Source organism: Jeotgalibacillus sp. S-D1, assembly GCF_004358665.1.
Lineage (GTDB): Bacteria > Bacillota > Bacilli > Bacillales > Jeotgalibacillaceae > Jeotgalibacillus.
In genome coordinates this window covers 939,790-966,702 of sequence record NZ_SMZR01000001.1, presented here as the reverse complement: position 1 = coordinate 966,702, position 26,913 = coordinate 939,790, and the positions used below count along the sequence as shown (strand labels likewise).

Annotated in this window: 27 protein-coding genes; all 27 read left to right on the top strand. The window is 40.6% G+C overall.

Going from position 1 to position 26,913, the window contains the following annotated elements; genetic code table 11:
- The first annotated feature begins 92 nt into the window (after positions 1-92).
- A complete protein-coding gene (gene rnc / locus E2R51_RS04925; RefSeq protein WP_133375905.1) occupies positions 93-848 on the top strand; it encodes a ribonuclease III in 756 nt (251 codons plus the stop codon).
- On the top strand, positions 848-4,417 hold the full coding sequence (gene smc, locus E2R51_RS04920) for a chromosome segregation protein SMC (protein ID WP_133375904.1): 3,570 nt from the start codon (positions 848-850) through the stop codon (positions 4,415-4,417). Before rnc ends, smc begins: the two co-directional genes overlap by 1 nt.
- Positions 4,418-4,433: 16 nt before the next feature.
- Positions 4,434-5,432: a signal recognition particle-docking protein FtsY gene (gene ftsY, locus E2R51_RS04915; protein ID WP_133375903.1), complete on the top strand. Its 999-nt coding sequence runs from the start codon at positions 4,434-4,436 to the stop codon at positions 5,430-5,432.
- A 100-nt stretch (positions 5,433-5,532) separates the two neighbouring features.
- Complete coding sequence (locus E2R51_RS04910; RefSeq protein ID WP_133375902.1) at positions 5,533-5,865, top strand: putative DNA-binding protein; 333 nt, start codon at positions 5,533-5,535, stop codon at positions 5,863-5,865.
- A 12-nt stretch (positions 5,866-5,877) separates the two neighbouring features.
- Positions 5,878-7,227 carry a signal recognition particle protein gene (ffh, locus tag E2R51_RS04905; protein WP_133375901.1) on the top strand — a complete coding sequence of 450 codons (1,350 nt, stop codon included), beginning with the start codon at positions 5,878-5,880 and terminating at the stop codon, positions 7,225-7,227.
- Positions 7,228-7,336: 109 nt separating this feature from the next.
- Entirely contained in the window at positions 7,337-7,609 is a 273-nt protein-coding gene (gene rpsP / locus E2R51_RS04900; protein WP_104056010.1) for a 30S ribosomal protein S16, read from the top strand.
- 11 nt (positions 7,610-7,620) lie between these two features.
- A complete protein-coding gene (locus E2R51_RS04895) occupies positions 7,621-7,857 on the top strand; it encodes a KH domain-containing protein (protein ID WP_133375900.1) in 237 nt (78 codons plus the stop codon).
- Between the two features lie 60 nt (positions 7,858-7,917).
- The gene (locus E2R51_RS04890; protein WP_133375899.1) at positions 7,918-8,310 is read left to right on the top strand and encodes a YlqD family protein; all 393 of its coding nucleotides are present in this window, start codon (positions 7,918-7,920) and stop codon (positions 8,308-8,310) included.
- A 2-nt stretch (positions 8,311-8,312) separates the two neighbouring features.
- On the top strand, positions 8,313-8,831 hold the full coding sequence (gene rimM / locus E2R51_RS04885; RefSeq protein WP_133375898.1) for a ribosome maturation factor RimM: 519 nt from the start codon (positions 8,313-8,315) through the stop codon (positions 8,829-8,831).
- Positions 8,828-9,571, top strand: coding sequence for a tRNA (guanosine(37)-N1)-methyltransferase TrmD (trmD, locus tag E2R51_RS04880; protein WP_133375897.1), 744 nt, complete (start codon positions 8,828-8,830; stop codon positions 9,569-9,571). Before rimM ends, trmD begins: the two co-directional genes overlap by 4 nt.
- 126 nt (positions 9,572-9,697) lie before the next feature.
- On the top strand, positions 9,698-10,042 hold the full coding sequence (rplS, locus tag E2R51_RS04875) for a 50S ribosomal protein L19 (protein WP_133375896.1): 345 nt from the start codon (positions 9,698-9,700) through the stop codon (positions 10,040-10,042).
- 263 nt (positions 10,043-10,305) lie between these two features.
- Positions 10,306-10,875, top strand: coding sequence for a signal peptidase I (lepB, locus tag E2R51_RS04870; protein WP_133375895.1), 570 nt, complete (start codon positions 10,306-10,308; stop codon positions 10,873-10,875).
- 20 nt (positions 10,876-10,895) lie between these two features.
- Positions 10,896-11,768 (top strand): ribosome biogenesis GTPase YlqF, encoded by an 873-nt coding sequence (gene ylqF / locus E2R51_RS04865; RefSeq protein ID WP_133375894.1) that lies wholly within the window; start codon positions 10,896-10,898, stop codon positions 11,766-11,768.
- Between the two features lie 55 nt (positions 11,769-11,823).
- Entirely contained in the window at positions 11,824-12,606 is a 783-nt protein-coding gene (locus tag E2R51_RS04860; protein WP_133376330.1) for a ribonuclease HII, read from the top strand.
- A 359-nt stretch (positions 12,607-12,965) separates the two neighbouring features.
- A complete protein-coding gene (sucC, locus tag E2R51_RS04855) occupies positions 12,966-14,126 on the top strand; it encodes an ADP-forming succinate--CoA ligase subunit beta (RefSeq protein WP_133375893.1) in 1,161 nt (386 codons plus the stop codon).
- An 18-nt stretch (positions 14,127-14,144) separates the two neighbouring features.
- On the top strand, positions 14,145-15,047 hold the full coding sequence (sucD, locus tag E2R51_RS04850; protein ID WP_133375892.1) for a succinate--CoA ligase subunit alpha: 903 nt from the start codon (positions 14,145-14,147) through the stop codon (positions 15,045-15,047).
- A gap of 71 nt (positions 15,048-15,118) precedes the next feature.
- On the top strand, positions 15,119-15,997 hold the full coding sequence (dprA, locus tag E2R51_RS04845; protein ID WP_133375891.1) for a DNA-processing protein DprA: 879 nt from the start codon (positions 15,119-15,121) through the stop codon (positions 15,995-15,997).
- 237 nt (positions 15,998-16,234) lie between these two features.
- Positions 16,235-18,316 carry a type I DNA topoisomerase gene (topA, locus tag E2R51_RS04840; protein WP_133375890.1) on the top strand — a complete coding sequence of 694 codons (2,082 nt, stop codon included), beginning with the start codon at positions 16,235-16,237 and terminating at the stop codon, positions 18,314-18,316.
- 101 nt (positions 18,317-18,417) lie between these two features.
- Positions 18,418-19,725: an FADH(2)-oxidizing methylenetetrahydrofolate--tRNA-(uracil(54)-C(5))-methyltransferase TrmFO gene (gene trmFO / locus E2R51_RS04835; RefSeq protein WP_133375889.1), complete on the top strand. Its 1,308-nt coding sequence runs from the start codon at positions 18,418-18,420 to the stop codon at positions 19,723-19,725.
- Positions 19,726-19,785: 60 nt separating this feature from the next.
- Complete coding sequence (gene xerC, locus E2R51_RS04830; RefSeq protein ID WP_133375888.1) at positions 19,786-20,685, top strand: tyrosine recombinase XerC; 900 nt, start codon at positions 19,786-19,788, stop codon at positions 20,683-20,685.
- 36 nt (positions 20,686-20,721) lie between these two features.
- Complete coding sequence (hslV, locus tag E2R51_RS04825) at positions 20,722-21,264, top strand: ATP-dependent protease subunit HslV (protein WP_133375887.1); 543 nt, start codon at positions 20,722-20,724, stop codon at positions 21,262-21,264.
- Between the two features lie 12 nt (positions 21,265-21,276).
- Positions 21,277-22,689 carry an ATP-dependent protease ATPase subunit HslU gene (hslU, locus tag E2R51_RS04820; protein ID WP_133375886.1) on the top strand — a complete coding sequence of 471 codons (1,413 nt, stop codon included), beginning with the start codon at positions 21,277-21,279 and terminating at the stop codon, positions 22,687-22,689.
- Positions 22,690-22,768: 79 nt separating this feature from the next.
- Positions 22,769-23,548 (top strand): GTP-sensing pleiotropic transcriptional regulator CodY, encoded by a 780-nt coding sequence (gene codY, locus E2R51_RS04815; protein WP_133375885.1) that lies wholly within the window; start codon positions 22,769-22,771, stop codon positions 23,546-23,548.
- A gap of 535 nt (positions 23,549-24,083) precedes the next feature.
- A complete protein-coding gene (flgB, locus tag E2R51_RS04810; RefSeq protein ID WP_133375884.1) occupies positions 24,084-24,476 on the top strand; it encodes a flagellar basal body rod protein FlgB in 393 nt (130 codons plus the stop codon).
- Between the two features lie 16 nt (positions 24,477-24,492).
- On the top strand, positions 24,493-24,927 hold the full coding sequence (gene flgC / locus E2R51_RS04805; protein ID WP_133376329.1) for a flagellar basal body rod protein FlgC: 435 nt from the start codon (positions 24,493-24,495) through the stop codon (positions 24,925-24,927).
- An 8-nt stretch (positions 24,928-24,935) separates the two neighbouring features.
- Positions 24,936-25,256, top strand: coding sequence for a flagellar hook-basal body complex protein FliE (gene fliE / locus E2R51_RS04800; protein WP_133375883.1), 321 nt, complete (start codon positions 24,936-24,938; stop codon positions 25,254-25,256).
- 51 nt (positions 25,257-25,307) lie between these two features.
- A complete protein-coding gene (gene fliF / locus E2R51_RS04795) occupies positions 25,308-26,906 on the top strand; it encodes a flagellar basal-body MS-ring/collar protein FliF (protein WP_133375882.1) in 1,599 nt (532 codons plus the stop codon).
- Positions 26,907-26,913 lie beyond the last annotated feature (7 nt).

The following is a 26,913-nucleotide window of genomic DNA, read 5'->3' as shown; positions in this document are numbered from 1 at the left end:
GGTAAAACTTGGCATGATCTTTCATGCCAAGTTTTGTTTTATATGATGGCTCTTTTAAACTAATGTGAAAAGAAATGGCAAGGTGAAGTCCCATGAGTAAAACGAGGAAAGACCAGCCTGCAGCAAAGAGAATGGAAGAAAAATTCGGTTTATTCCAGCAGCAGCAGGGCATAAAATTTAATGACCATAAACTATTAATGAAGGCATTTACACATTCATCCTATGTGAATGAGCATCGCAGGAAGCCATATGAAGACAATGAACGCCTTGAGTTTTTAGGGGACGCTGTTCTTGAACTAACAGTTTCCCACTATTTATTTGAACGATTTCCGATGATGAGCGAAGGCGAAATGACGAAGCTTCGTGCCGCCATTGTCTGTGAGCCTTCGCTTGTAATCTTTGCAAATGAATTAAACTTTGGTGATTTGATTCTGCTTGGTAAAGGTGAAGAGCAAACAGGGGGGCGCATGAGACCAGCGCTATTAGCTGATGTATTTGAGGCGTTTATTGGTGCTTTATACCTGGATCAGGGTGTGGAACCAGTGAGAACGATACTAGAAAAAGTGGTATTTCCTAAAGTGAATACCGGTGCTTTTTCGCATGTGATGGATTTTAAAAGCCAGCTGCAGGAATTTATTCAGCGAAACCATTCCGGTGCATTAAGTTATGAGATTCTAAAAGAAAAGGGACCCGCGCATAATCGGGAGTTTGTTTCCCGGGTGCTTCTTGGAGAAAAAGAACTTGGCACGGGTTCTGGCCGCTCAAAAAAAGAGGCAGAACAGCACGCAGCTCAAAAAGCTCTGGAATTTTTGAAGAATAAGCCGGATTCGCAGCAGGTGAAAATGTAATGTTTTTAAAAAGACTGGATATACTGGGATTTAAATCGTTTGCAGAGCGGATAGCCGTAGACTTTGTTCCTGGCGTAACAGCGGTTGTCGGACCAAATGGCAGCGGGAAAAGCAACATAATAGATGCAATCCGCTGGGTTTTGGGTGAACAATCTGCCAAGTCTCTGCGAGGAGCAAAAATGCAGGATGTCATATTTGCAGGCAGTGATTCACGCAAACCTTTAAATATAGCTGAGGTAACGCTGACTCTCGATAACGAGGATCAAGCGTTGCCTCTTGACTATGCAGAAATAAGCGTGACAAGAAGAGTTTTTCGCTCAGGTGACAGCGAGTACCTTCTAAATAATCAGCCATGCCGTTTAAAAGATATTGTGGATTTATTCATTGACTCCGGGCTTGGGAAAGAAGCATTTTCTATTATCGGACAAGGCCGTGTTGAACAGATTTTAAACAGTAAACCTGAAGAACGCAGGGTGATTTTAGAAGAAGCAGCTGGTGTTTTAAAATATAAAAACCGCCGCAAAAAAGCGGATATGCGCCTTGTTGAAACACAGGAGAATTTATTCAGAGTACAAGATATCCTCCACGAACTGGAAGGACAGGTGGAGCCGTTAAAAATTCAGGCCTCTATCGCCAGAGAGTATCTTGAAAAAAAGGAAGAGCTAAAGCGTACAGAGGTGGCTCTCCTCGTTCATGATATTGAACAGTTAAATGATGAGTGGGAAAAATCCAAAGAAAATCACCGTGCATTGCAAATTCAGGAAGAGCAAAAGGCGGAATCAATCAGAGAAAACGAAGAGCTGCTCTCACAAAAAAGAACAGATCTGTCACAGATTGATGTTGAGCTGGATGAGCTGCAAAAAAAATTATTAGCGGCAACCGAGGAAGCTGAACAGCTTGAGGGCCACCGCCAGGTTCTCCTGGAAAGAAGGAAAAATGCCAATCAAAATGAAGAGCAAATGATCAAGGCAATGAAAGAGCTTGCTGAACAGATTGCCGGCACAAAAAATCTTTTAAGTGATAATGGGCAGAAATCAAAAGCGCATAATGAAAAAGTAGGCAATCTTCAAAAAACAGTAAAAGAGCTTCAGAGTTCTGTAGATAACCTGGAAATAAATATTGAAGATCAGTTAGAACAAGTTAAAAATGATTATTTTGAAATTTTAAATGAAAAAACAACGATTAAAAATGAATTAAACTATGCAAATCAGCAGCTGGAGCAACAGGGAAAAAGGGCTAATAAATTACTTGGGCAAAATTCCCATTTTCTTAATGAAAGAAATGAACGTCTTGTAAAAAAAGAAACATTGCAAAAAGAGCTTGATGCTGTTTCACAGGAATTGAAAGAATCTGTTCAGCAATTTTCAGCGCTTCAGGAAAAAAAGAAAAAATCCAATTCAGAGTATAATGAGTTAGAAGAAAAGCTTTATAAAGCCTACCAGTATGTCAGTGATGCAAAATCCAGAAAAAATATGCTCGAGGCTATGGAAGACGACTTTTCGGGGTTCTATCAAGGGGTAAAAGAAATTCTTAAAGCACGCTCTGATAAACTGAAAGGTATAGAAGGAGCAGTAGCTGAGCTGATCACGGTAGACAAGCAGTATGAGTTGGCAATTGAAACGGCTTTAGGCGGTTCGATGCAGAGCATCATAACAGCTACTGAAAAAGACGCCAGACAAGGAATTCAGTTTCTCAAACAAAACCGGTTTGGCAGAGCAACCTTTTTGCCGATGTCAGTCATAAAACCTAAAAACATACAGCAGCATCAATTCGAGACAGCGAAACAGCATCCCTCATTTATCGGTGTGGCATCATCTTTGCTTGATTATGATGAACGCTATACGATGATAGTTGAAAACCTGCTTGGTAATGTATTAATCATGAAAGATTTAAAAGGTGCCAATGAATTGGCGGCCCGTTTGCAGCACCGTTTTCGTTTAGTAACGGTTGAGGGTGATGTTGTCAATCCGGGAGGCTCTATGACAGGTGGAGCACAGTCAAAAAAAGGGGCTTCCCTATTATCCAGGAAAAACGAACTGGATCAGCTTTCTGTGCAAATTCCCAAAATGGAGGAAACCGCACTATTGCTTGAAGAAAAAGTCCGGGCAAATAAAAAACAAATAAACGAATTCGATAAAAATTTAGAGATCATTCGTGCAAAAGGTGAATCTCTTCGAATAAAAGAATCTGAAATTAAATCCTCCATCAGGGAAACAGAAACAGCGCTGAAAAGAACTGACGATCAACTTTCGATTTATGATATAGAGATGAGTGAATTCGATGATTCCAGCAAGGATATCAATGAAAAAAAATCCTCTCTAAATGAACGGCTGCAGGATATAGATGCAAAGCTTATACAGCTTGATTCATTAATGAAGAAGCTGACTGCAAAAAAAGAAACACAGCGATCGTCTAAAGATGAGCTGTTACAAAAACTTTCGACTGCCAAGTCCGACTTGGCTGTGGCTAAGGAACAGCTGCATCAGCTCGGAAGAGAAAAAGAAACCATTACATTATCTTTAAAGCAGCTTGAAAATCGAAAATCATCTTTATCAGAAGATCTTTCCTGGTTATCGAAAGAGATGAACAGTGGTGAAGATCAAGCCGAGGTGCTGCTTCATACGATTAATCAAAAGCAGCAGCTTAGAAAAGAAGCCATGTCATCGATTGAAAAAAGTAAGCAAAACCGGGTGAGCCAGCAGCAGGAATGGGAGCAGGTAAACCGTCTGGTGAAGGAACTTACAAGGCTGCATAAAGGACTCGTTGACGGGCTTAACGATGAAGTAATCCGTATTAATCGATTGGAAGTGGATATTGACAACCGGTTGAACCGGCTTCAAGAGGAATACGAGCTTTCTTTTAACGGAGCAAAGCTTGAGTTTCAACTGGAGCTTTTACCGGAAGAAGCACGCCGTCATGTGAAATTAATCAAGCTGGCAATCGATGAATTAGGAAATGTGAACATAGGTGCTATTGATGAATATGACCGGGTTTCAGAGCGCTATCATTTTCTGCTCGATCAGCAGACAGATTTACTCGATGCCAAGCAGAACCTGCAGGAAGTTATAGAAGAAATGGACAGGGAGATGTCCCGGCGTTTTGGAGAAACATTTGAGCAGGTAAAAGTTCATTTTGCAAAAGTATTTAAAGAATTATTTGGCGGAGGCCGGGCTGAATTGAAATTAACGGATCCTAAAGATCTATTAAATGCCGGTGTGGACATTGTAGCCCAGCCGCCCGGAAAAAAACTCCAAAACCTGGGATTACTGTCGGGTGGAGAGCGGGCTTTAACAGCAATAGCGCTTTTATTTGCTATTTTAAAAGTAAGGCCAGTGCCGTTTTGCATACTGGACGAAGTGGAAGCAGCGCTTGATGAAGCAAATGTACACCGTTTCAGTCAATACCTGCATCGTTTCAGCCAGCAGTCGCAGTTTATTGTGATTACGCACCGTAAAGGTACAATGGAAGGCGCCGATGTATTATATGGAGTTACCATGCAGGAATCTGGTGTGTCAAAATTAGTGTCTGTGCGTTTAGAGGATCAGGCTGAAGTGCAGGCATTAACTTAAGAAGGGAACTGATAAAATGAGCTTTTTTAAAAAATTAAAAGATAAAATAACCCATTCGCAAGACACAATGTCGGATAAATTCCGTGATGGGCTGACGAAAACCCGTGACAGCTTCACTTTTAAAATGAATGATCTGGTAGCAAAATACCGAACGGTGGATGAGGATTTTTTCGAAGAGCTGGAAGAAATTCTGTTTGAAGCGGATGTCGGCTACGATACGATCATGAAGCTGATTGAAGAATTGAAGATGGAAGTCAGACGGCAAAATATTAAAGACACAGAAGGCATCCGGAGCGTGATCTCACAAAAGCTGGTTGAAATCTATCAGGGTGACGATCAGTCAGGTTCAGCGCTTCAAATTCAGCAAGAAGGCCTGACTGTTATCTTGTTTGTTGGTGTGAATGGGGTTGGAAAGACAACCACAATTGGAAAATTAGCCAGCAAGTTCAAGCAGGAAGACAAAAAGGTGATGCTTGCAGCGGGTGATACATTCCGTGCGGGGGCGATTGAGCAGCTTGAGGTTTGGGGGAACCGGGTTGGAGTTGATGTTGTTAAGCACGCAGAAGGTTCAGATCCCGCAGCTGTAATGTATGATGCCGTTCAGTCTGCAAAAGCGCGTAAAGCGGACATCCTGATTTGTGATACAGCAGGGCGATTGCAAAATAAAGTGAATCTGATGAAAGAGCTTGAGAAAGTGAAAAAAGTAATTGAACGTGAAGTGCCAGGAGCACCTCATGAAGTGCTTCTTACGCTCGATGCCACAACTGGACAAAATGCTTTAACGCAAGCAAAGATCTTTAAACAGGCTACAGATGTAACAGGGATTGTGTTAACGAAGCTTGATGGAACGGCTAAAGGTGGAATTGTTTTAGCGATTAAGCAGGAGCTTGGAATCCCTGTAAAATTTGTAGGTCTAGGTGAAAAAATGGATGACCTTCAGCCATTCGACGCTGAAAAATATGTTTATGGATTATTTGCAGACCTTGTTGATGAAGAGCTTGAAGAGTTGAACTAACCGTCCATATGCCAATTATGCGGCTATGCTTGACAGAAAGAACGGTAATCGGTATTATTTGAGTGTAAAGGCTTTTCACTTAACAAAGGGAGGACATGTCATGCTAGCGAAAACGACCCGTGTCAATTTTTTATTTGATTTTTATCAAATGTTGTTAACGCCCAAGCAGCGGAGCTACATGTCCCTATATTACCTGGATGATTATTCTCTTGGTGAAATTGCGGATGAATATGACGTGAGTAGACAGGCAGTCTATGATAATATTCGAAGAACCGAAGCAATGCTTGAAGAATATGAGTCAAAGCTATTGCTTTTTCAGAAATTTCAAGAGCGTGCGAAAATGATTGATCAATTAAGAGCAGCTGCAAAGAAATCACCAATAGAGGCTACTCAATTGTTGCCGATCATTGATTCACTTGAAAAATTGGAATAGGAGGCTGCACATATGGCATTTGAAGGATTAGCCGACCGACTGCAAGGCTCCATCCAAAAAATCCGTGGAAAAGGGAAAGTGAATGAAGCGGATGTCAAAGAAATGATGAGAGAAGTTCGCCTTGCACTTTTAGAAGCGGATGTTAACTTTAAAGTCGTTAAAACCTTTGTTAAACGTGTAAGTGAGCGTGCAGTAGGTCAAGAAGTTATGCAAAGCCTGACGCCCGGCCAGCAGGTTATAAAGGTCGTTAAGGAAGAATTAACAGAATTAATGGGCGGAGAGCAGAGCCAGATAGCTGTTGCAAAAAAACCGCCCACCGTTATTATGATGGTCGGGCTCCAGGGAGCAGGTAAAACAACCACTACCGGTAAATTAGCAAATTTACTGCGTAAAAAACACAACCGTAAACCTCTGCTTGTAGCCGCAGATATTTATCGACCGGCAGCCATCAAACAGCTGGAAACGCTGGGCAAGCAATTAGACCTGCCCGTATTTTCAATGGGTGATCAGGTTAGTCCTGTAGAAATTGCCAAGGCGGGGATCGAAAAAGCGAAGGCAGATCATCAGGATTACGTTTTAATTGATACTGCCGGACGGCTGCATGTAGATGAGACACTGATGGATGAGTTGAAGCAAATTAAAGAATTGTCAAACCCGGACGAAATCTTTTTAGTTGTGGACTCAATGACAGGTCAGGATGCGGTGAATGTTGCGCAAAACTTTGATGATGCAATCGGGGTCACCGGTGTTGTGTTAACAAAACTTGATGGCGATACCCGTGGGGGTGCAGCCCTGTCCATCAGATCCGTTACAGAAAAGCCAATTAAATTTGTCGGGATGGGCGAGAAGCTTGATGCGTTAGAGGCATTTCATCCTGAACGAATGGCATCCCGTATACTGGGAATGGGTGATATGCTGTCTCTTATCGAAAAAGCCCAGACCAACGTTGATGAGACGAAGGCAAAGGAAATGGAACAGAAGCTTCGCACTGCTTCATTTACACTGGATGACTTTTTAGAACAGCTGGGACAGGTTAAACAGATGGGACCGCTGGATGAATTAATTAAAATGATCCCGGGTGCCAACAAAATGAAGGGGATGGACAATCTTCAGGTGGATGGAAAACAGCTCGGTCATGTTGAAGCGATTATCAAATCGATGACGATGAAAGAGAAGGAATCCCCGGAGGTTATTAATGCCAGCCGAAGAAAACGCATTGCCAAAGGCAGCGGAAGAACCATTCAGGAAGTAAACCGTCTGCTCAAGCAATTTGATGAAATGAAAAAAATGATGAAACAAATGACAGCTGCCCAGCAAAAGGGCAAAAAACGCGGTGGATTTAACTTTCCATTTATGCAATAAAGGCGAAAATCAAAAAAAAATCAGTGTGTTAAGAAAAAAGACTTTACAAACAATCTAACCCTTGATATTATACTATCTTGTGTGAAACTATTCGGAGGTGCAATTTAAAATGGCAGTAAAAATTCGTTTAAAACGTATGGGAGCTAACAAAAACCCATTCTATCGTATTGTAGTAGCAGATTCTCGTTCACCACGTGACGGCCGTTTCATCGAAACAGTTGGAACGTACAACCCAGTTGCTAACCCAGCAATTGTTGACCTTAAAGAAGACCTAATTCTTAAATGGATGAACAACGGCGCAAAGCCATCTGATACAGTACGTAACTTATTATCAAATGAAGGCATTATGGAAAAATTCCATAACGCTAAACACGGCAAGTAAGAGACTCGTACATGAGAGAGCTTATCGAAACGATTGTCAAGCCTCTTGTAGATCACCCAGAGTCGGTACGCGTAGAGACAGCCGAAACTGAGCGCTCTATCACATACAGACTTTTCGTCGATAAAGACGATATGGGGAAAGTCATTGGCAAACAAGGCAGAGTTGCGAAAGCTATACGTACAGTCACTTTTGCTGGTGTGGCAACACAGCAGCAAAAGCGAACCGTATTAGAAATAGTGGATCAGTAAAGGGAGGACCAGTCCTCCCTTTTTCCATATGTAGAATTTCAGAATTGGGGGAGTTTAATCATGCAAATCACGCAGAAAACCATTGTGAAAGAAATTATGACAAATTCATCAAAATCCCGCCTGAAAGAATCATTAAACGGAAAAATAACCAGAGCTGAAAAAGAGTGCGATCAACTGATCTTTCAACAAAAAAAACTTGAAAAGCAGTTTGAGCAAAATACCGATGCAGTTAAACAGAAAATCCAGCAGGAATTAAATAAACGAAGACAATTTATCAGATCATCACAGGCACAAGTAAAATCGATTGAGGAAACACCCATGGGAACGGAATATACGCTGATGGAAACAGATACGCTCGTTGATTTGCATGAGGGCAGTATTTGGCATCCTGATCAAAAGCCGATCATTGTACTAGAAGATGGCATGGTGAAAGAGATCAGACAGAGGTGGTAGAAATGAAAAACTGGTTTAATGTTGGGAAAATAGTAAATACGCATGGCATACGCGGTGAAGTGCGTGTCATTTCCAGAACGGACTTCCCGGATGAGCGATATGTACCTGGAAACGTTCTTTTTTTGTTTAAAGACCAGAATAGCGATCCTAAGGAATTAACGATAAAAAGCCATAGAAAACATAAAAATTTTGATTTATTAACCTTTGAAGGTTACGACGACGTAAATCAGGTGGAACATTTTCGCGAAGGAATGCTCAAAATTTCGGAAGAACAACTAACTGATTTACATGAAAATGAGTATTACTACCATGAAATTATTGGCTGCAAAGTAACAACAATCAATAATGAATACATTGGTGAAGTGAAAGAGATTCTTTCACCCGGCGCGAATGATGTTTGGGTTGTTGCCGCTGAGGATGGTAAAGAAGTATTAATTCCATATATCGAACAGGTGGTCAAAAGCGTAGATGTGGAATTAAAACAAGTAACGATAGAAGTTATAGAGGGTCTTTTAGAATGAAAATAGATGTATTATCTCTTTTTCCGTCTATGTTCGCTGGCGTTTTTGGAGAATCGATTTTAAAAAAAGCGCAGGAAAAAAATGCTGTCCAGTTGAATGTGGTAGATTTCCGTGAATATTCTCCCCACAAACAAAAGTCTGTAGACGATTATCCCTATGGCGGCGGTGCGGGGATGGTGCTGAAGCCGGAGCCGATATTTGAAGCGATGGATGTTCTGGCTTCAAATGAAACAAAGCCGAGAGTGGTCCTTATGTGTCCGCAGGGTGCACGCTTTACACAGGAGAAAGCAGAAGAACTTTCAAAGGAAGAACATCTTATCTTTATTTGCGGGCATTATGAAGGATATGATGAGCGTATCCGCCAGCATCTTGTAACTGATGAGATATCGATAGGAGATTTTGTTTTAACAGGCGGTGAGCTTGGTGCGATGGTTGTAATTGACAGTGTGGTTCGTTTGCTTCCTGAGGTATTGGGGAATGCTGAATCTGCTGTTAAAGATTCATTTTCAAGCGGCTTGCTTGAGCATCCTCACTACACCCGGCCTTCAACTTACAGAGGGCATGAAGTTCCGAATGTTTTAATGTCAGGCAATCATGCGCATATTGAAGAGTGGAGAAGTAAAGAATCACTTAAAAGGACATGGCAGAGACGCCCTGATTTACTTGAACGTTATCCACTCACTTCTCTTCAGAAAAAATGGATAGAAGAATGGGAAAAAGATAAAAAGATAGTTGAATGATAGCGTGCGCTATGGTATTATAAATCTTGTGCCAAGTTTACGGAATGTGAACAGGCCATTGAAAACGGTGTTCCGCTGCTCAGGCAATAGTGAGGCAAGAGCATCTGTTGGAAGGAGTTGAAATCGATGCATAACTTAATTCAAGAAATTACTCAAGAACAATTACGTACGGATCTTCCGTCTTTCAAACCTGGTGATACTGTTAAAGTACACGTTAAGGTTGTAGAGGGAACCCGTGAGCGTATTCAGGTGTATGAGGGTGTTGTTATTAAACGCCGTGGCGGTGGAGTAAGTGAAACATTTACAGTTCGTAAGATCTCTTACGGCGTAGGCGTTGAACGTACATTCCCTGTTCACACACCAAAGATTGCTCAGCTTGAGGTTGTGCGTCGCGGTAAAGTTCGCCGTGCGAAACTTTACTACCTACGCAATCTGCGTGGTAAAGCGGCCCGCATTAAAGAGATTCGATAATAATTTAAGTAAAAGAAGGAGCTTGCATGCAAGCTTCTTTTTTTTGTTAAGCTTTGGTAAACAGGATGTACATCTGCCAACAGAGGTTTTTAAGAGCGGAACAGCAATGGTCTATTTGACCTGAAACAGTTTGAAACGGTCACGAAAATGATGTGTAAATAAGAGTGTGAGGCAGGAAATAGCCAATATATGCCTCTAAATCACAATTTATGCTACAATTATGACTATAAGAATCTCACTGTACTGCTGTATAGTAGCGGAGGCTGGATAAAGTGAAAAAAAGAAACGAGTGGTGGGAGTGGACAAAAGCATTATTTATCGCTGTTTTAATTGCGGCAGCTGTTCGCTATTTTTTATTTACCCCGATCGTTGTTGATGGTTTGTCCATGATGCCAACCCTTCAGGATGGAGATAGAATGATTGTAAATAAATTCAACTATAAAGTTTCCACTCCTGAAAGATTTGACGTAATTGTTTTTCATGCCCCGGAAAAACGCGATTATATAAAACGGGTAATCGGTCTGCCTGGAGATAAAATAGTGTATTCAGGTGATCAATTATTTATCAATGATAAGCCGGTAAGTGAGCCATACTTAGAAGGCTTTAAAGAACAATTAGCAGGAGGCATCCTGACGAATGATTTCACTCTTGAGCAGATTACCGGTGATGAACGTGTTCCGGAAGGTCAGCTGTTCGTTATGGGGGATAACAGAAGATACAGCAAGGATAGCAGACATATAGGAACGATTGACATAGAGGAGATTGTTGGTGATACCAACCTTGTTTTTTGGCCGTTGCAAGAAACCCGGCTGATAAATGAACAAAACCAATAGTCAAAATTAGGAGTGATGATATGACAATTCAATGGTTTCCGGGTCATATGGCTAAAGCAAGGCGCCAGGTAACGGAAAAATTAAAATTAGTAGATATTATTTTTGAATTAGTAGATGCAAGAATACCGATTTCATCAAGAAACCCGATGATCGATGAAATAATTAATCAAAAGCCCCGTCTTATTTTAATTAATAAGGCTGATATGGCGGATCCCCATCGAACCAAACAATGGGTGGCTTACTTTGAAGAAAAAGGGATACGTGCATTAGCTATTAACTCGGATAAAGGTGTAGGGCTGCAGCAAATTCATAAAGCTACAATGGACATCCTTCAAGAAAAGTGGGACCGCATGAAATCGAGGGGGATAAAGCCCCGTGCAGTAAGAGCAATGATTGTGGGAATTCCCAATGTCGGAAAGTCCACTTTAATTAATCGCCTTGTGAAAAAAAATATAGCACAAACAGGTAATCGACCGGGTGTAACAAAAGCTCAGCAATGGATTAAAGTAGGAAAAGAAATGGAACTATTAGATACTCCCGGGATCCTTTGGCCGAAATTTGAAGATCAGGAAGTAGGATATCGTCTGGCATTAACGGGCGCTATAAAAGATACGCTGTTAAACCTTCACGAAATAGCTATATATGCATTGAAGTTTTTAGAAACCTATTATCCGGAACGTTTGAAAAAACGTTATGAATTAGAGGAAATACCTTCAGACGTGGTTGAATTATTTGAAGCAATTGGCAAAAGAAGAGGCTGCTTGATGGCTGGCGGTACAATTGATTTTGACAAAACAGCTGAAGTGATTGTACGGGATGTTCGCAATGTGCAGTTTGGCCCGCTGACATTTGATTTGGATGTTTTAGAAAAAGCTGCATCAGAAAATAAATGACCCTGGTTTGTTCGGGGTCTTTATTTTATCTCCGATATTATTTATAAGGACGTTGATCATGACTCAATCAATTAAAGAAATTGAACAAGCATTAAAAACCATTGATTCGATGGCTGATCCGAGAATTGAACAGTTAAAGAAAGATCCCCGAAAAGGGGTAGCAAAACTTCTAACAGCGTTTGACAATAAAATCCGAAAAAAGCAGGCACTCCATGAACGCTTTATTGAGATGAGTAAATTTGAAGAATCAGCAAGAGCCGGAAACTTTAATCTGATCGCAGGTGTTGATGAGGTTGGAAGAGGGCCGCTTGCCGGACCTGTAGTGGCTGCAGCTGTGATCCTGCCGGAAGATTTTTATCTTCCAGGACTTGATGATTCAAAAAAACTCTCTCATAAGTTGAAAAACCAGCTATATCAGGAAATAAATAAACAAGCGGTTTCAGTAGGGGTTGGTTTTGCCAGTGCAGTGGAGATTGACCAAATAAATATTTATCAGGCTACAAAGCTTGCTATGACAAGAGCAATTAATCAGTTGAACCGCACGCCGGAAATGCTGTTAATAGATGCCATGACTGTAGAAGGTGATATTCCCCAGCAATCAATTATAAAAGGGGATGCCAGAAGTGTTTCTATTGCTGCTGCATCCGTCGTGGCTAAAGTGGTAAGAGACAGGCATATGATTGAACTTGCCGGGAGCCATCCTTATTACAGTTTTGAGAAAAATGCCGGCTATGGAACTAAAGAACATCTTGAGGGATTACATAACTACGGGCCGTGTAAAGAACATCGAATAAGCTTTGCACCTGTAAAGTCGATGGCTGGGCAAGTTAGGGAATAATAGTCAGTGGAAAGAGAAACGTTGTTCGTTTAACCCGTCAGAGTACATAGAGGCTTCATTTATGGGTTTTTAATTCGTTTTGACTAATATTGGCTTAAGTTATTATTAAATCGTTACAGCGATGCATATTGGACTGCTGACGCCTATTTAGCTCTCTATAATTGAATCGATATTTCCTTCACCTGTTAAGAGTTTGATAGGTGAAGGATTTTCATTTTAATAAAAATAAAAAAACAGCAGAATATCTTTAATTGTCGCTTTTTTCACAAGTTCGTCGGAAATGGTAGACACAGCCACTTTACTTTAATACAATGAAAGCGCAGTCTATTTTTCAAAAGAGTTTGATAGGAGGATGGAACATGAATATCCATGAGTATCAAGGGAAGGAACTCCTCAGAAAATATGGGGTATCCGTTCCACGCGGTTATGTCGCGTTCACACCAAAAGAAGCGGTGGAAGCAGCGAAAGAACTAGGCACTGCTATCACAGTGGTCAAAGCGCAGATTCATGCAGGCGGCCGCGGTAAAGCTGGCGGAGTCAAGATCGCTAAAAATTTAGATGATGTGCGTACATATTCTAAAGAACTTCTTGGGAAAACACTTGTTACACATCAAACAGGTCCGGAAGGAAAAGAAATAAAACGTATCCTGATAGAAGAAGGATGCGATATTAAAAGCGAGTATTATATTGGATTGGTGCTGGACCGTGCCACTTCCCGCATTACGTTGATGGCTTCTGAAGAAGGCGGAACGGAAATTGAAGAAGTTGCAGAAGCAACACCTGAGAAGATATTCCGGGAAACGATTGATCCTGTAGTGGGTTTAACCGCATTCCAGGCTCGCCGTGTAGCCTTTAATATCAATATTCCGAAGGAACTGGTTGGCAAGACCGTTAAATTTATGCTGGGCCTTTACAAAATGTTTGTTGAAAAAGACTGCTCTATTGCAGAAATTAATCCTTTAGTTACTACCGGAGACGGAAATGTAATGGCGCTCGATGCAAAATTAAACTTCGATGCAAACGCTTTATACCGTCAGAAGGATGTAATGGAATTCCGTGATTTAGATGAAGAAGACGCGAAAGAAATTGAAGCATCAAAATACGACCTTAGCTACATTGCTCTTGATGGCGATATCGGCTGCATGGTTAATGGTGCAGGACTGGCGATGGCAACCATGGACATCATTAAGCATTATGGCGGAGACCCCGCTAACTTCCTTGATGTTGGGGGCGGTGCTACAGCAGAGAAAGTTACTGAAGCATTTAAAATCATTTTATCTGATGATGCTGTTAAAGGGATCTTTGTTAACATCTTCGGAGGCATCATGAAGTGTGACATTATTGCTGAAGGTGTGGTTGAGGCTGCTAAACAAGTAGAGCTTAACGTGCCGTTGGTTGTTCGTTTAGAAGGAACAAATGTTGAATTAGGAAAGAAAATCCTGAATGAATCAGGTCTTGATATCGTTGCAGCTGAAACGATGGCTGATGGAGCTCAAAAAATTGTGGAACTAGTAGGCTAAGAAAGGCAGGGAGCATAAATGAGTGTTTTTATTGATAAGAATACAAAAGTATTAGTTCAAGGAATCACGGGTGCAACTGCCCTGTTCCATACTAAGCAAATGCTTGAGTACGGCACGAAAATCGTTGCAGGAGTAACGCCTGGCAAAGGCGGTACAGAGGCTGAAGGAGTTCCTGTATTTGATACAGTTGAAGCTGCGGTTAGAGCAACTGGCGCAAACGTTTCAGTTATCTATGTTCCGGCACCATTTGCAGCAGATGCCATTTTAGAAGCAGTAGATGCTGAATTGGATATGGCAATTTGTATTACAGAGCACATTCCTGTAATCGATATGGTAAAAGTAAAACGCTATATGGAAGGCAAAAAAACACGTCTGGTTGGACCGAACTGCCCTGGTGTTATTACACCTGACGAATGTAAGATCGGGATTATGCCTGGATATATTCATACTAAAGGACATGTTGGAGTAGTGTCACGTTCTGGTACGCTGACATATGAAGCAGTTCATCAGCTGTCACAAGAAGGAATCGGCCAGTCAACAGCAGTTGGAATTGGTGGAGATCCAGTAAATGGAACTAACTTCATTGATTCACTTGAAGCTTTTAACAATGATGAAGACACTTATGCTGTCATCATGATTGGTGAAATTGGCGGAACGGCTGAGGAAGAAGCAGCAGAGTGGGTTAAAGCTAATATGACTAAACCGGTTGTAGGCTTTATTGGCGGAGCGACTGCACCTCCTGGCAAACGTATGGGCCATGCAGGCGCCATCATTTCCGGCGGTAAAGGAACGGCTGAAGAGAAAATCAGGGTAATGAACGAGTGCGGCATTCAAGTTGCAGATACGCCTTCTGTTATGGGTGAAACCCTAATTAAAGTTTTAAAAGAAAAAGGTCTTTACGATCAGTGTAAAACACATTAATTTCTAAAAAGATCATCAAACAGCCCCTGTTAACGCAGGGGTTATTTAACTTATAAAATTGGAGGTTAAACATGCCGGTAAACAGTGTAAAAAATCGTCTTCTGCACATCCATTACAGTCATATTCTTTCGAACAAACAGCTTCTGGAATGGCTTTCTCTAGATCCTTCACTTACCTCCTGGGAAAAAAGCTCCTCTCCATTTTGGCCCTCAGCTTTAAAACTATCCTCAAGCCAGAAAATCAGGCTCCAAGACTATCATTCTTCCACATGCATTGCCTGCGCAATAAACCAGCTCAAACAAAAACAAGTATCCTTTATTACTATTTTTGACAATCATTATCCTCCTCAATTAAAAGAAATCTATGACCCTCCGGCAGTTATCTATACAAAAGGAAATGTGAATCATTTAAACGCATCTTATTTTCTGGGGATTGTAGGTGCAAGAAAGGCAGATCGGTACACAATTTCAAGTCTGCAGAAAATAATTCCCCCGCTCATTGATATGAATATCTGCATTGTTAGCGGCATGGCTCAGGGGGCAGATGGCGCAGCGCATCAACTGGCAATGAATGGGTTTACAATTGGAGTACTCGGAGCAGGATTTGATTATCAATATCCTTCAACTCATACTAAGCTCTATGAGCAAATGATAAAAAGCCAGCTCTTAATCTCAGAATATCCCCCTTACTTGCGTCCTGATAAACGCTTTTTCCCCAGCAGAAATCGAATAATAGCAGGCCTGTCCCGGGGAGTCCTCGTCACTCAGGCGGCTTTAAGGAGCGGTTCAATGATCACCGTGGACAGAGCTTTGGAAGAAGGAAGAGATGTTTTTGCCCTGCCAGGCCCGATCGATCATGAATTATCGCAGGGTACGAATCATTTAATCAGGCAAGGTGCAGTGCTAATAACATGTGCACAGCATATTGCAGAAGAATGGGGAATTCGTTAAAAATAGTTGCTTTTTAAAAAAATATAGTTTACATTGTGCTTCAGACGTTTTCTTGCACATAAGAAGGTTTTTTTCTCCTTAAACGTCAGGAAAACGTTATCAATCAAGCAGTATAAGGGAATAAATGTGTTTAATTATGTTTATTGACAATGTAAAACATATTGACAAAATTTAGCCAGTACACATATAGTTACACATAAATAGTTACAGATAGATTACCTCTGGGGAGGACTTTGAATGTCAGATTTTTTAGTTATCGTGGAATCACCCGCTAAAGCCAAAACAATCGAGCGGTATTTAGGAAAAAAGTATAAAGTTCGTGCATCAATGGGGCACGTTAGAGATCTGCCTAAAAGTCAGATGGGCGTAAATGTAAAAGACAGTTTTGAACCAAAATATATTACCATCAGGGGAAAAGGCCCTGTTCTGAAAGAATTAAAATCCGCTGCTAAAAAAGCAAAAAAAGTCTATCTTGCAGCCGATCCGGATCGTGAGGGTGAAGCAATTGCTTGGCATTTGGCTCATAGTCTGGATCTGGATCTGGACTCTGAATGCAGAGTGGTTTTTAATGAAATTACAAAGGATGCCATAAAAGAATCATTTAAGCATCCACGCAAAATTGATATGGACCGAGTCGATGCCCAGCAGGCAAGAAGAATTTTGGACCGTCTGGTAGGCTATAACATAAGTCCTATACTATGGAAAAAAGTTAAAAAAGGCTTAAGTGCCGGCAGAGTGCAATCTGTTGCAGTGAGATTAATTATCGATCGTGAAAATGAAATAAAAAACTTTCAGCCAGAAGAGTACTGGACGATTGATGGAACGTTTAAAAAGGGAAAAGATACGTTCCATGCTAACTTTTACGGAATTAATGGAAAGAAAAAGAAACTTCAAAATGAACAAGACGTTAAAGATGTTTTAAAGCAAGTGAAGGGCAAGGATTTTTCAATTTCGAATGTAACGAAAAAAGAACGAAAAAGGAATTCTTCCCCATCTTTTATTACTTCTTCTTTGCAGCAGGAAGCAGCCCGAAAGCTAAATTTCCGTGCAAGAAAAACAATGATGCTTGCACAGCAGTTATATGAAGGAATTGAACTTGGAAAAAAAGAAGGAACAGTCGGATTAATTACGTATATGCGTACAGATTCCATCAGAATCTCCGATATTGCGAAAGAGGAAGCAAAAAATGTAATTGAATCTGAATATGGCAAGGAATTTGTGCAGCAGACACCGCAAAAGCCCAAAGCGAAAACAGCTAAAACTCAGGACGCCCATGAAGCAATTCGTCCTACAAGCGCTCTTAGAACGCCTGCTGCCATGAAGCCGTTTTTAAGCAGAGACCAACACCGATTATACAGACTCATCTGGGACCGGTTTATTGCAAGTCAAATGTCGCCTGCTGTAATGGATACAATGAGTGTGGATTTATTAAATGGCGAAGTGCAATTCCGGGCAACAGGTTCAAAAGTTAAGTTTCCCGGCTTTATGAAAGTTTATATTGAAGGCAGTGACGACCAGTCTGAAGAAAAAGAAAACTATCTTCCGGACTTAAAGGAAGGGGAAACTGCCAAATCTGATACAATTGATCCAAAGCAGCATTTTACCCAGCCGCCTCCACGATACACGGAAGCGAGACTCGTTAAGGTGCTGGAGGAACTGGGGATTGGACGACCGTCAACCTATGCTCCTACACTTGATACAATCCAAAAAAGAGGATATGTTTCTCTTGATAATAAACGCTTTATTCCAACTGAACTTGGAGAAATCGTTCTTGAACTGATTGTGGAGTTTTTTCCCGAAATTATTGATGTGGAATTTACAGCAAAAATGGAAAAAGACCTGGATAGTGTAGAAGAGGGACAAATTCGCTGGGTCAGTATCATTGATGAATTTTATAAAGATTTTGAAATACATTTAGACAAAGCGGAAAAAGAAATGGAAAAAGTTGAAATTAAAGATGAATATGCCGGTGAAGATTGTGAAGAATGCGGCAATGCCATGGTCATTAAAATGGGCCGTTATGGAAAGTTTATGGCCTGCAGTAATTTTCCGGATTGCAGAAACACTAAGCCGATCGTAAAAGAAATTGGTGTTAAGTGTCCTAAATGTAAGGAAGGCAATGTAATCGAACGGAAAAGCAAGAAAAAACGCATATTTTACGGCTGCGACCAATATCCAACATGTGATTTTCTCTCATGGGATAAACCGATCGACCGCCCATGTCCGAAATGTAATGAAATGCTTATAGAGAAAAAGCTCAAAAAAGGAAATCAAATTCAATGCTCAGCCTGTGATTACAAAGAAGAGCATCAGCAATAACCAATTAAGGGTCCTGGCGGCTTGATGCGTCAGGCTCTTTCTTGTTTGCACATATATGATAAACTATTTAATGGCTATGAAGCGCAAGGAGGAATAAAACTATGACACAACCAGTAGTAAATGTAGTGGGAGCAGGTTTGGCAGGCAGTGAAGCGGCTTGGCAGCTTGCAGAACGAGGTATTGCTGTAAACCTTTATGAAATGAGACCTGTTCGTCAGACAGCAGCGCATCATACAGATAAATTTGCTGAACTTGTATGCAGTAATTCACTGCGTGGCAACAATTTAACGAATGCGGTTGGCGTATTAAAGGAAGAAATGCGCAGGCTGAATTCAGTTATTATCAGCTCGGCAGATGCATGCGCTGTTCCGGCAGGAGGAGCTCTTGCTGTGGATCGTCATGAGTTTGCCGGTCATGTAACGTCAAGGGTGAAAGATCATCCCAATGTCACCGTATTTTCTGAAGAAGTTACCAAAATTCCGGCGGGAACAACGATCATTGCAACGGGTCCACTTACTACTGAGGGACTGGCATCAGAGCTGAAGGAACTGACAGGAGAAGAATACCTGTACTTTTATGACGCGGCTGCTCCCATTCTCGAAAAAGACAGCATTGATATGACTAAAGTATATTTAAAATCACGTTATGATAAAGGCGAAGCAGCGTATTTAAACTGTCCAATGAACGAAGAGGAGTTTAATACATTTTATGATGCACTGATCGAAGCAGAGGTTGTTCCATTGAAAGAGTTTGAAAAAGAAATTTATTTCGAAGGATGCATGCCTGTTGAGGTTATGGCAGAAAGAGGCAGAAAGACTTTATTATTTGGTCCAATGAAGCCTGTTGGACTGGAAGATCCTAAGACCGGAAAAAGACCTTATGCAGTAGTTCAGCTTAGACAGGATGATGCTGCAGGGACGTTATATAATATTGTAGGATTTCAGACACATTTAAAATGGGGCCCTCAAAAAGATGTAATTCGCTTAATTCCAGGTCTTGAAAATGCAGAAATTGTCAGGTACGGAGTTATGCACCGCAATACCTTTATAAATTCCCCGAGGGTGCTTGATGCCACCTATCAGTTCAAAGAAAGAAAAGACCTGTTCTTTGCCGGTCAAATGACGGGTGTAGAGGGATATGTTGAATCTGCTGCAAGCGGCTTGGTAGCGGGGATTAACGCTGCTAAACTTGCACTGGGAGAAGAGCCTGTACTATTTCCCGCTGAGACGGCAATTGGAAGCATGGCCAGATACATCACCCAGGCAAACACGAAAAATTTTCAGCCTATGAATGCTAATTTTGGGTTATTTCCTGATCTAGAAGAAAAAGTAAAAAGCAAGAAAGAACGAGCAGAACAGCATGCTAACAGAGCGATAGAAACAATTCAGAACTTTGTGAAAAAAGTGTAATATTTATTGCCAAAGCCTCTAGTTCATGTTAGAATTTAGAGGCTTTTGTGAGGTGAGAAGATGATTCAGGCATTTATCGATGCTAAACAGCAGTTTGTTAATTATTTGCAGACAGAAAAAAATTATTCTTCTTTAACAATTGAGCATTATATTCATGACCTTGAACACTTCTATGTTTTTTTAAATAAAGAAGGAGTCGGGGATCTGAAGGAAGTTGATGATGTTCATACCAGGCTGTATTTAGTTCAGTTGCACCAGGAGAAATATTCCCGATCCAGTGTATCGAGAAAAATTTCAAGCCTGCGCAGCTTTTTCTCTTTTTTACAGCGGGAAGAACTGCAATCAGTTAATCCAATGTCATACGTATTGCATCCCAAAAAAGAGGGCAGGCTGCCACATTTTTTTTATGAAAATGAAATGGAGCAGCTTTTTTCAGCATGTGAAGGGGAAAGTGCCCTTGATCTGCGAAACAAAGCCATCTTGGAACTTTTATACGGGACTGGTATTCGGGTAAGTGAATGTACGACGATTGAGATGAAAGATATTGATTTAGCAATGTCCACTCTCCTGGTTAAGGGCAAGGGGAAAAAAGAAAGGTATGTACCTTTTGGAGAATTTGCCCGGAATGCATTAACGGAGTATGTTAATAAAAGCCGCCCTCAGCTATTAAAGGAAGAGCTTTATTCATCCCTTTTTATAAATCACAGGGGGAAACCTTTTACTGCCCGGGGAATCAGACATATGCTTTCAAATCTTATTAACAAGACATCTTTAACGGCTTCAATCCATCCACATATGCTCAGACATACCTTTGCCACTCATTTATTAAACAATGGAGCAGATCTTAGAACGGTGCAGGAGCTGTTAGGGCATGCACATCTTTCATCTACTCAGTTATATACACATGTAACAAAAGAGCACTTGCGCAGAACATACAATTCTTTTCATCCTAGAGCGTGATACATAAAACGCGTTAAACATGAAGGAGGCATCGGAATGGATCAATTTCATGCAACAACGATTTTTGCTGTTCAGCATAAAGGGCAATCTGCAATGTCGGGTGATGGCCAGGTTACATTCGGAAATGCAGTCGTCATGAAGCATACGGCACGTAAAGTAAGGAAGCTATTCAACGGGCAGGTTATCGCTGGATTTGCCGGATCCGTAGCCGATGCATTTACACTGTTTGAGATGTTTGAAGGAAAGCTTCAGGAGTATAATGGCAATCTGCAGCGCGCTTCTGTTGAAGTAGCAAAACAGTGGCGCAGTGATAAAGTGCTGCGCCGTCTTGAAGCCATGTTAATTGTAATGGATCAACAGGGGCTTTTGCTGGTGTCCGGCACCGGAGAAGTTATAGAACCGGATGACGGAATACTTGCCATTGGATCAGGCGGTAATTATGCATTGTCTGCAGGCCGTGCATTAAAAACGCATGCAGGCGACACCATGACAGCAAAAGAAATCGCTGACGCTGCATTACATGTGGCGGCTGATATATGTGTATATACAAATACCAACATTGTAGTAGAAGAGCTATAAAGGAGTGGGACTATGGCAAAATCATCAGAACTAACCCCCAAACAAATTGTCGAACGTCTTGATCAGTACATTGTCGGTCAGCGAGATGCCAAACGCGCGGTCGCTGTAGCCTTGCGGAACCGTTATCGACGCAACCTGCTGGATACCTCACTTCGTGAAGAGATTATACCGAAAAATATATTGATGATGGGGCCAACAGGCGTCGGTAAAACGGAGATTGCCCGCAGAATCGCCAAACTTGTGGGTGCTCCATTTATTAAGATAGAGGCAACCAAGTTTACGGAGGTTGGATATGTCGGCCGTGATGTTGAATCGATGGTGCGAGATTTAATGGAAACCTCAGTCAGGATCGTTAAAGGCGAAAAAATGATTTCTGTCCAGGAGAAAGCGCAGGAAAATGCCAATCAGCGCTTAGTGAAATTGCTGGTGCCATCTGCTAAGAAATCACAAAATTTTAAAAATCCATTTGAAATGATGTTTGGCGGAGGTGACTCCTCAGACGAAAGTTCAACGGATCAAAAAGAAGAAGAAGCAACAATTAAAGACCAGCGAAAAGAAACAAAAAAACGGCTGCATGATGGGGAGCTTGAAGAGCAGACTGTCACAATCGAAGTGGATGAACAGCAGATGTCTTCTATGTTTGATATGCTGCAGGGTTCAGGTATGGAACAAATGGGCATGAATATGCAAGACGCACTAAGCAACTTAATGCCCAAAAAAAAGAAAAAGCGTAAATTGAAAGTAAAAGATGCCAGAAAAGTATTAATACATGATGAAGCCGCAAAATTAATCGATATGGATGAAGTTACACAGGAAGCACAAAATCGTGCAGAACAGATGGGCATAATCTTTATTGATGAAATTGATAAAATTGCTTCTAAATCTTCAGGTTCAGGTTCTGCTGATGTATCCAGAGAAGGTGTGCAGCGGGACATCCTTCCGATTGTGGAAGGCTCAACTGTCACCACTAAATATGGACCGATTAAAACCGATCATGTGCTGTTTATTGCAGCTGGTGCTTTTCATATCGCCAAACCGTCTGATTTAATCCCTGAGCTGCAGGGGCGCTTCCCGATACGAGTGGAGCTTCAAAAACTGACTGTGGATGATTTTGTGCGTATTTTAATTGAACCGGATCAGGCGCTTATTAAGCAGTATGTAGCATTATTAGGAACAGAGGGTATTGAAGTGGAATTCACTACAGAGGCTATCAGAAGACTTGCTGAAATTGCCTATCAGGTAAATCAGGATACTGATAATATAGGGGCGAGACGACTTCATACAATTATGGAGAAATTGCTGGAAGATCTGTCGTTTGAGGCTTCTGATATTTCGCTTGGCACAATTACCATCACTCCAGGCTATGTAGATGACAAATTGCAGACCATTGCGAAAAATAAAGATTTAAGCGAGTTTATTCTTTAAGGTTTGATTATCTCTGTATAGGGAAAGATGAGTATTACGAATACAACGATTTATGAGAATGTAGGAGGAAATGATAACAATGAATTTACTAGGTAAAACAAGACAAATCAACTCGATGCTTCAACAATCTGCAGGTAAGCCGGTTAACTTTAAAGAAATGGCAGAGACGCTTTCAGATGTAATTGAAGCAAATGTATTTATTTTAAGCAGAAAAGGAAAACTTTTGGGGTTTGCAATTAACCAGCAAATTGAAAACGAACGTATGAAACAAATGTTAGAAGACCGTCAGTTCCCAGAAGAGTATACAAAAAATCTTTTTAATATTTCAGAGACATCTGCAAACCTTGATGTTGACAGTGAATACACAGCCTTTCCTGTAGAAAATCGTGACCTTTTCAAAAAAGGACTTACCACTATTGTTCCATTCATTGGGGGCGGAGAACGCTTGGGAACGCTGATTCTTGCGCGTGTTGAACAAACATTTGAAGATGATGATTTGATTCTGGGTGAATATGGAGCTACTGTAGTTGGGATGGAGATTCTTCGTGAAAAAGCTGATGAAATTGAAGAAGAAGCCCGCAGCAAAGCTGTTGTTCAAATGGCGATTAGCTCTCTATCTTACAGCGAATTAGAAGCAATCGAACATATTTTTGAAGAACTTGATGGAAATGAAGGACTGCTTGTAGCGTCTAAAATCGCTGATCGTGTAGGTATTACAAGATCTGTGATCGTTAATGCGCTTAGAAAGCTTGAAAGTGCCGGTGTAATTGAATCCCGTTCTCTTGGAATGAAAGGAACTTACATCAAAGTATTAAATGATAAATTCCTGCTAGAGCTTGATCATATCAAAAATAACTAATAGTAAATGCTCTTTAGATAAGAGTGATACCCCGGCGAACGGACGCTTTATAAGTCCCTTAACCGGGGTTTTTTATATTCAAGGACGAATCTGTGAAGAAGATCATAACTTTTCCCCGAATTCCTCGCTCCTGACCTTAACTCCTTTTTGTCCTCATTAAACAAATTTACTCTTTTCGGTTCATCGCACTACTATAATGCTCTATTTGTTTTGTAAGCATCACCCTGTAAAAGGAGCTCGTAAAAGATGGATAAATTTATCACTAAAATTTCTTAAACATTACAAATGTAACAAGGATCTATTGTAAAACGCTGATTTAGCAGAGATTATTAGTTTTTAAAAACCTGTTTTAATAAATATAATAAATAAACCGGACTTAAAGTAATTTTTAAAAAATGGTTCTTTAAGCCTATAAATATTTTGAAAATCCTATAGACTATAGTTAAACGTAACAGTAAAATGATGTATAAGTGTTTTATTATACAGTATCGATTGTTATCGAACTTTGTCGTATAAAGGGAATTGGGGTGTATGAGTGAATTTATTTTCAGGATCAATAAGTCAATTAGAACAAGGTTTGCATTACTCTTCAGTTAAGCAAAAAGTCATCTCTAATAATATTGCAAATATCGACACGCCAAACTATAAGTCAAAAGATGTGGATTTTAATGAAATATTACAAAGTGAAATGAAAATGTCATCTTCTAGTATAAAAGTATCTGATCCCCGTCATTTCCCTATTTCAGCATCACAAAATTCTTCAACAATAACATCCAAAATGTATAGCGTGCGAGAAAATGGCAACGGTGTTGACATGGATCGTGAAATGGCAGAATTAGCTACCAACCAAATATATTATGATGCGCTGGTGGAACGAATCAGTGGGAAATTCGGCTCGTTAAATTCTGTTATCAGAGGAGGGAAATAATCCATTGTTCCAGTCGATGAATGTAACAGCTTCAGCTTTAACAACCCAAAGACTACGTATGGATGTAATATCTTCCAATATGGCAAATTCAAATACAACAAGAGCTGTTTTTGAAAATGGGGAATGGCAGCCATATAAAAGAAAATCGGTTATGGTACAGGAAAAAGGAGAAGGTTTTACATCTTTCCTTAAAACTGAAATGAACAAATCAAAAACAGGGGATGGAGTTACCGTCTCAGGAATTATAGAAGATGAGAGTCCTGGGGAATTACTTTATGATCCTTCACATACCGATGCAAACGAAGAAGGGTATGTGAGATTGCCGAATGTCGACCCTTTGAGGGAAATGGTGGATTTAATGTCAGCTACTCGCTCTTATGAAGCAAATGTAACGGTATTTAATGCAAATAAATCAATAATGATGCGTGCTCTTCAAATCGGAAAATCATAAACGAAAGGATGACAAATTTGCCAATTCAATCTATAAATACTACCGCACTTGAATCTTTTCGTCCGTCAAACGATCAAGTAATTAAAAAAAGTTCACCATATGAAGCACAGCAAAGTTTTGCTGCAATGCTAAACGATTCTCTACAGACAGTGAATGATGCCCAAGTTCAAAGTGATAAGGCGACTGAAAAAATGATTAAAGGTGAAAAAATAGACTTGCACGATGTCATGATTACCTCACAGAAGGCATCTGTATCATTAGCGCTGACAATGGAATTAAGAAATAAAGCGGTGGAAGCATATCAGGAAGTAATGAGAATGTCGGTATAATAATTTCAATTTTTTAGGCAGTGACTGTAAACGAAAAACCGGAGGATTACGATGAACGTAATATTTCAAAAGATAAACTTTAAAGTAATGCAATTTCTTAAACAAAAATCCAAAAAACAGCTGATATATGGTGGAGTATTATTATTCGTTTTTCTGCTGATTATTTTGTTTATATCAGTCCTTTCAACCCGGAGTGAAATGGCGCCTTTATATAGTGACCTGACCCCGTCTGAAACGGGAATGATTAAAGAAAACCTTGATGGCAGGGGGATCGCCTCTGAAATAGTGGATAATGGGACTGCTATTTTAGTGCCTGAACAGCAAGTAGAAACACTTATGGTAGAGCTTGCAGCAGAAGGGCTTCCGCAGACAGGTAATATCGATTATTCCTATTTCAGTGAAAATGCTGGATTCGGCATGACAGACAATGAATTCAAGGTATTGAAAATGGAAGCAATGCAAACAGAATTAGCTGAGCTGATCAAAAGCATTGACGGTGTGCAGGATGCCAAAGTAATGATTACACTTCCGGAACAAGCGGTGTTTCTAAACGATTCACCCGAACAGGCATCTGCTTCCATTGTTGTACATACGAAGCCGGGTTACCAATTTGATAATGGACAAATATCCTCGTTATATCATTTGGTTTCTAAGAGCATACCCAACCTCCCTCCAGAAAATATCGTCATCATGAATCAATTGTTTGAATATTTCGACTTTGAAAAACCGGATTCATCTTTTGCGGGTGCCAATGTAATGGATCAAATGGAGATTAAGCAAACGATCGAACGTGACCTGCAGAGACAGGTTCAAATGATGCTTGGTACATTGATGGGACAAAACAAAGTAATGGTATCCATAACAACAGATATTGATTTTGATCAGGAAAATAGAGAAGAAAACTTAATTAGCCCGGTTGATGAAGAAAACATGGAAGGCATTGAAATAAGTGCACAGCGAATCTCGGAAACATTTGAGGGAAATGAAAACACTGGCGGGCTGACAGAAGCTGGAGATCCGGGAGATACTTTGACTGGATTTGTAGAAAACTCAGAGGGTAACGGCAATTATGAAAACGTAGAAGAGACCATAAATAAGGACGTTAACCGTATCAAAAAAAATATTGTTGAAAGTCCTTACCGTATCAGGGATATCGGTTTTCAGGTAATGGTTGAACCGCCAGAACCGGAAAATGAAGCTTCTCTTCCTCAAAATCGTATCGATGACATCGAATCTATGCTGGAAACCATTATACGAACGTCCATTGATAACGAATTTTCAGATGAGCTGACCGAGGAAGAGTTAGATCAAAAAGTGGTCGTTTCACTACAGCCTTTTAATGGAAGGGTTGGAGCGGAAGAAACAGTTCAGGAACCTTCCATGCCATGGTGGATTTATGCAGGCGCCGGCCTCCTTATTGTTATTATAGCTGCGCTGATCATCTACATTGTTCGTTCCAGAAAGAGGAATGTGATGACAGTGGAAGAGGATATGCTTCCGGGGGAACAGGAATTTTCAACAGTTGCGCCAGATTTACTTCAAGAAAGAGAATCAGAAGAAACAATTCGGCGAAAACAAATAGAAAAAATGGCCCAGGAAAAGCCTGAAGACTTTGCTAAGCTCTTAAGATCCTGGATTGCTAAGGATTAGGAGTGTA

What these genes read in the sequence shown, in the direction of transcription:
- E2R51_RS04910 (WP_133375902.1), top strand. Translation starts at nt 5,533, where the DNA reads ATGCTAGCGAAAACGACCCGTGTCAATTTTTTATTTGATTTTTATCAA.
- hslV (WP_133375887.1), top strand. Translation starts at nt 20,722, where the DNA reads ATGGATCAATTTCATGCAACAACGATTTTTGCTGTTCAGCATAAAGGG.
- rnc (WP_133375905.1), top strand. Translation starts at nt 93, where the DNA reads ATGAGTAAAACGAGGAAAGACCAGCCTGCAGCAAAGAGAATGGAAGAA.
- sucD (WP_133375892.1), top strand. Translation starts at nt 14,145, where the DNA reads ATGAGTGTTTTTATTGATAAGAATACAAAAGTATTAGTTCAAGGAATC.
- codY (WP_133375885.1), top strand. Translation starts at nt 22,769, where the DNA reads ATGAATTTACTAGGTAAAACAAGACAAATCAACTCGATGCTTCAACAA.
- topA (WP_133375890.1), top strand. Translation starts at nt 16,235, where the DNA reads ATGTCAGATTTTTTAGTTATCGTGGAATCACCCGCTAAAGCCAAAACA.
- sucC (WP_133375893.1), top strand. Translation starts at nt 12,966, where the DNA reads ATGAATATCCATGAGTATCAAGGGAAGGAACTCCTCAGAAAATATGGG.
- ffh (WP_133375901.1), top strand. Translation starts at nt 5,878, where the DNA reads ATGGCATTTGAAGGATTAGCCGACCGACTGCAAGGCTCCATCCAAAAA.
- fliE (WP_133375883.1), top strand. Translation starts at nt 24,936, where the DNA reads ATGACAAATTTGCCAATTCAATCTATAAATACTACCGCACTTGAATCT.
- rimM (WP_133375898.1), top strand. Translation starts at nt 8,313, where the DNA reads ATGAAAAACTGGTTTAATGTTGGGAAAATAGTAAATACGCATGGCATA.
- smc (WP_133375904.1), top strand. Translation starts at nt 848, where the DNA reads ATGTTTTTAAAAAGACTGGATATACTGGGATTTAAATCGTTTGCAGAG.
- flgC (WP_133376329.1), top strand. Translation starts at nt 24,493, where the DNA reads ATGAATGTAACAGCTTCAGCTTTAACAACCCAAAGACTACGTATGGAT.
- fliF (WP_133375882.1), top strand. Translation starts at nt 25,308, where the DNA reads ATGAACGTAATATTTCAAAAGATAAACTTTAAAGTAATGCAATTTCTT.
- rplS (WP_133375896.1), top strand. Translation starts at nt 9,698, where the DNA reads ATGCATAACTTAATTCAAGAAATTACTCAAGAACAATTACGTACGGAT.
- E2R51_RS04895 (WP_133375900.1), top strand. Translation starts at nt 7,621, where the DNA reads ATGAGAGAGCTTATCGAAACGATTGTCAAGCCTCTTGTAGATCACCCA.
- rpsP (WP_104056010.1), top strand. Translation starts at nt 7,337, where the DNA reads ATGGCAGTAAAAATTCGTTTAAAACGTATGGGAGCTAACAAAAACCCA.
- trmFO (WP_133375889.1), top strand. Translation starts at nt 18,418, where the DNA reads ATGACACAACCAGTAGTAAATGTAGTGGGAGCAGGTTTGGCAGGCAGT.
- ylqF (WP_133375894.1), top strand. Translation starts at nt 10,896, where the DNA reads ATGACAATTCAATGGTTTCCGGGTCATATGGCTAAAGCAAGGCGCCAG.
- ftsY (WP_133375903.1), top strand. Translation starts at nt 4,434, where the DNA reads ATGAGCTTTTTTAAAAAATTAAAAGATAAAATAACCCATTCGCAAGAC.
- xerC (WP_133375888.1), top strand. Translation starts at nt 19,786, where the DNA reads ATGATTCAGGCATTTATCGATGCTAAACAGCAGTTTGTTAATTATTTG.
- hslU (WP_133375886.1), top strand. Translation starts at nt 21,277, where the DNA reads ATGGCAAAATCATCAGAACTAACCCCCAAACAAATTGTCGAACGTCTT.
- dprA (WP_133375891.1), top strand. Translation starts at nt 15,119, where the DNA reads ATGCCGGTAAACAGTGTAAAAAATCGTCTTCTGCACATCCATTACAGT.
- trmD (WP_133375897.1), top strand. Translation starts at nt 8,828, where the DNA reads ATGAAAATAGATGTATTATCTCTTTTTCCGTCTATGTTCGCTGGCGTT.
- E2R51_RS04890 (WP_133375899.1), top strand. Translation starts at nt 7,918, where the DNA reads ATGCAAATCACGCAGAAAACCATTGTGAAAGAAATTATGACAAATTCA.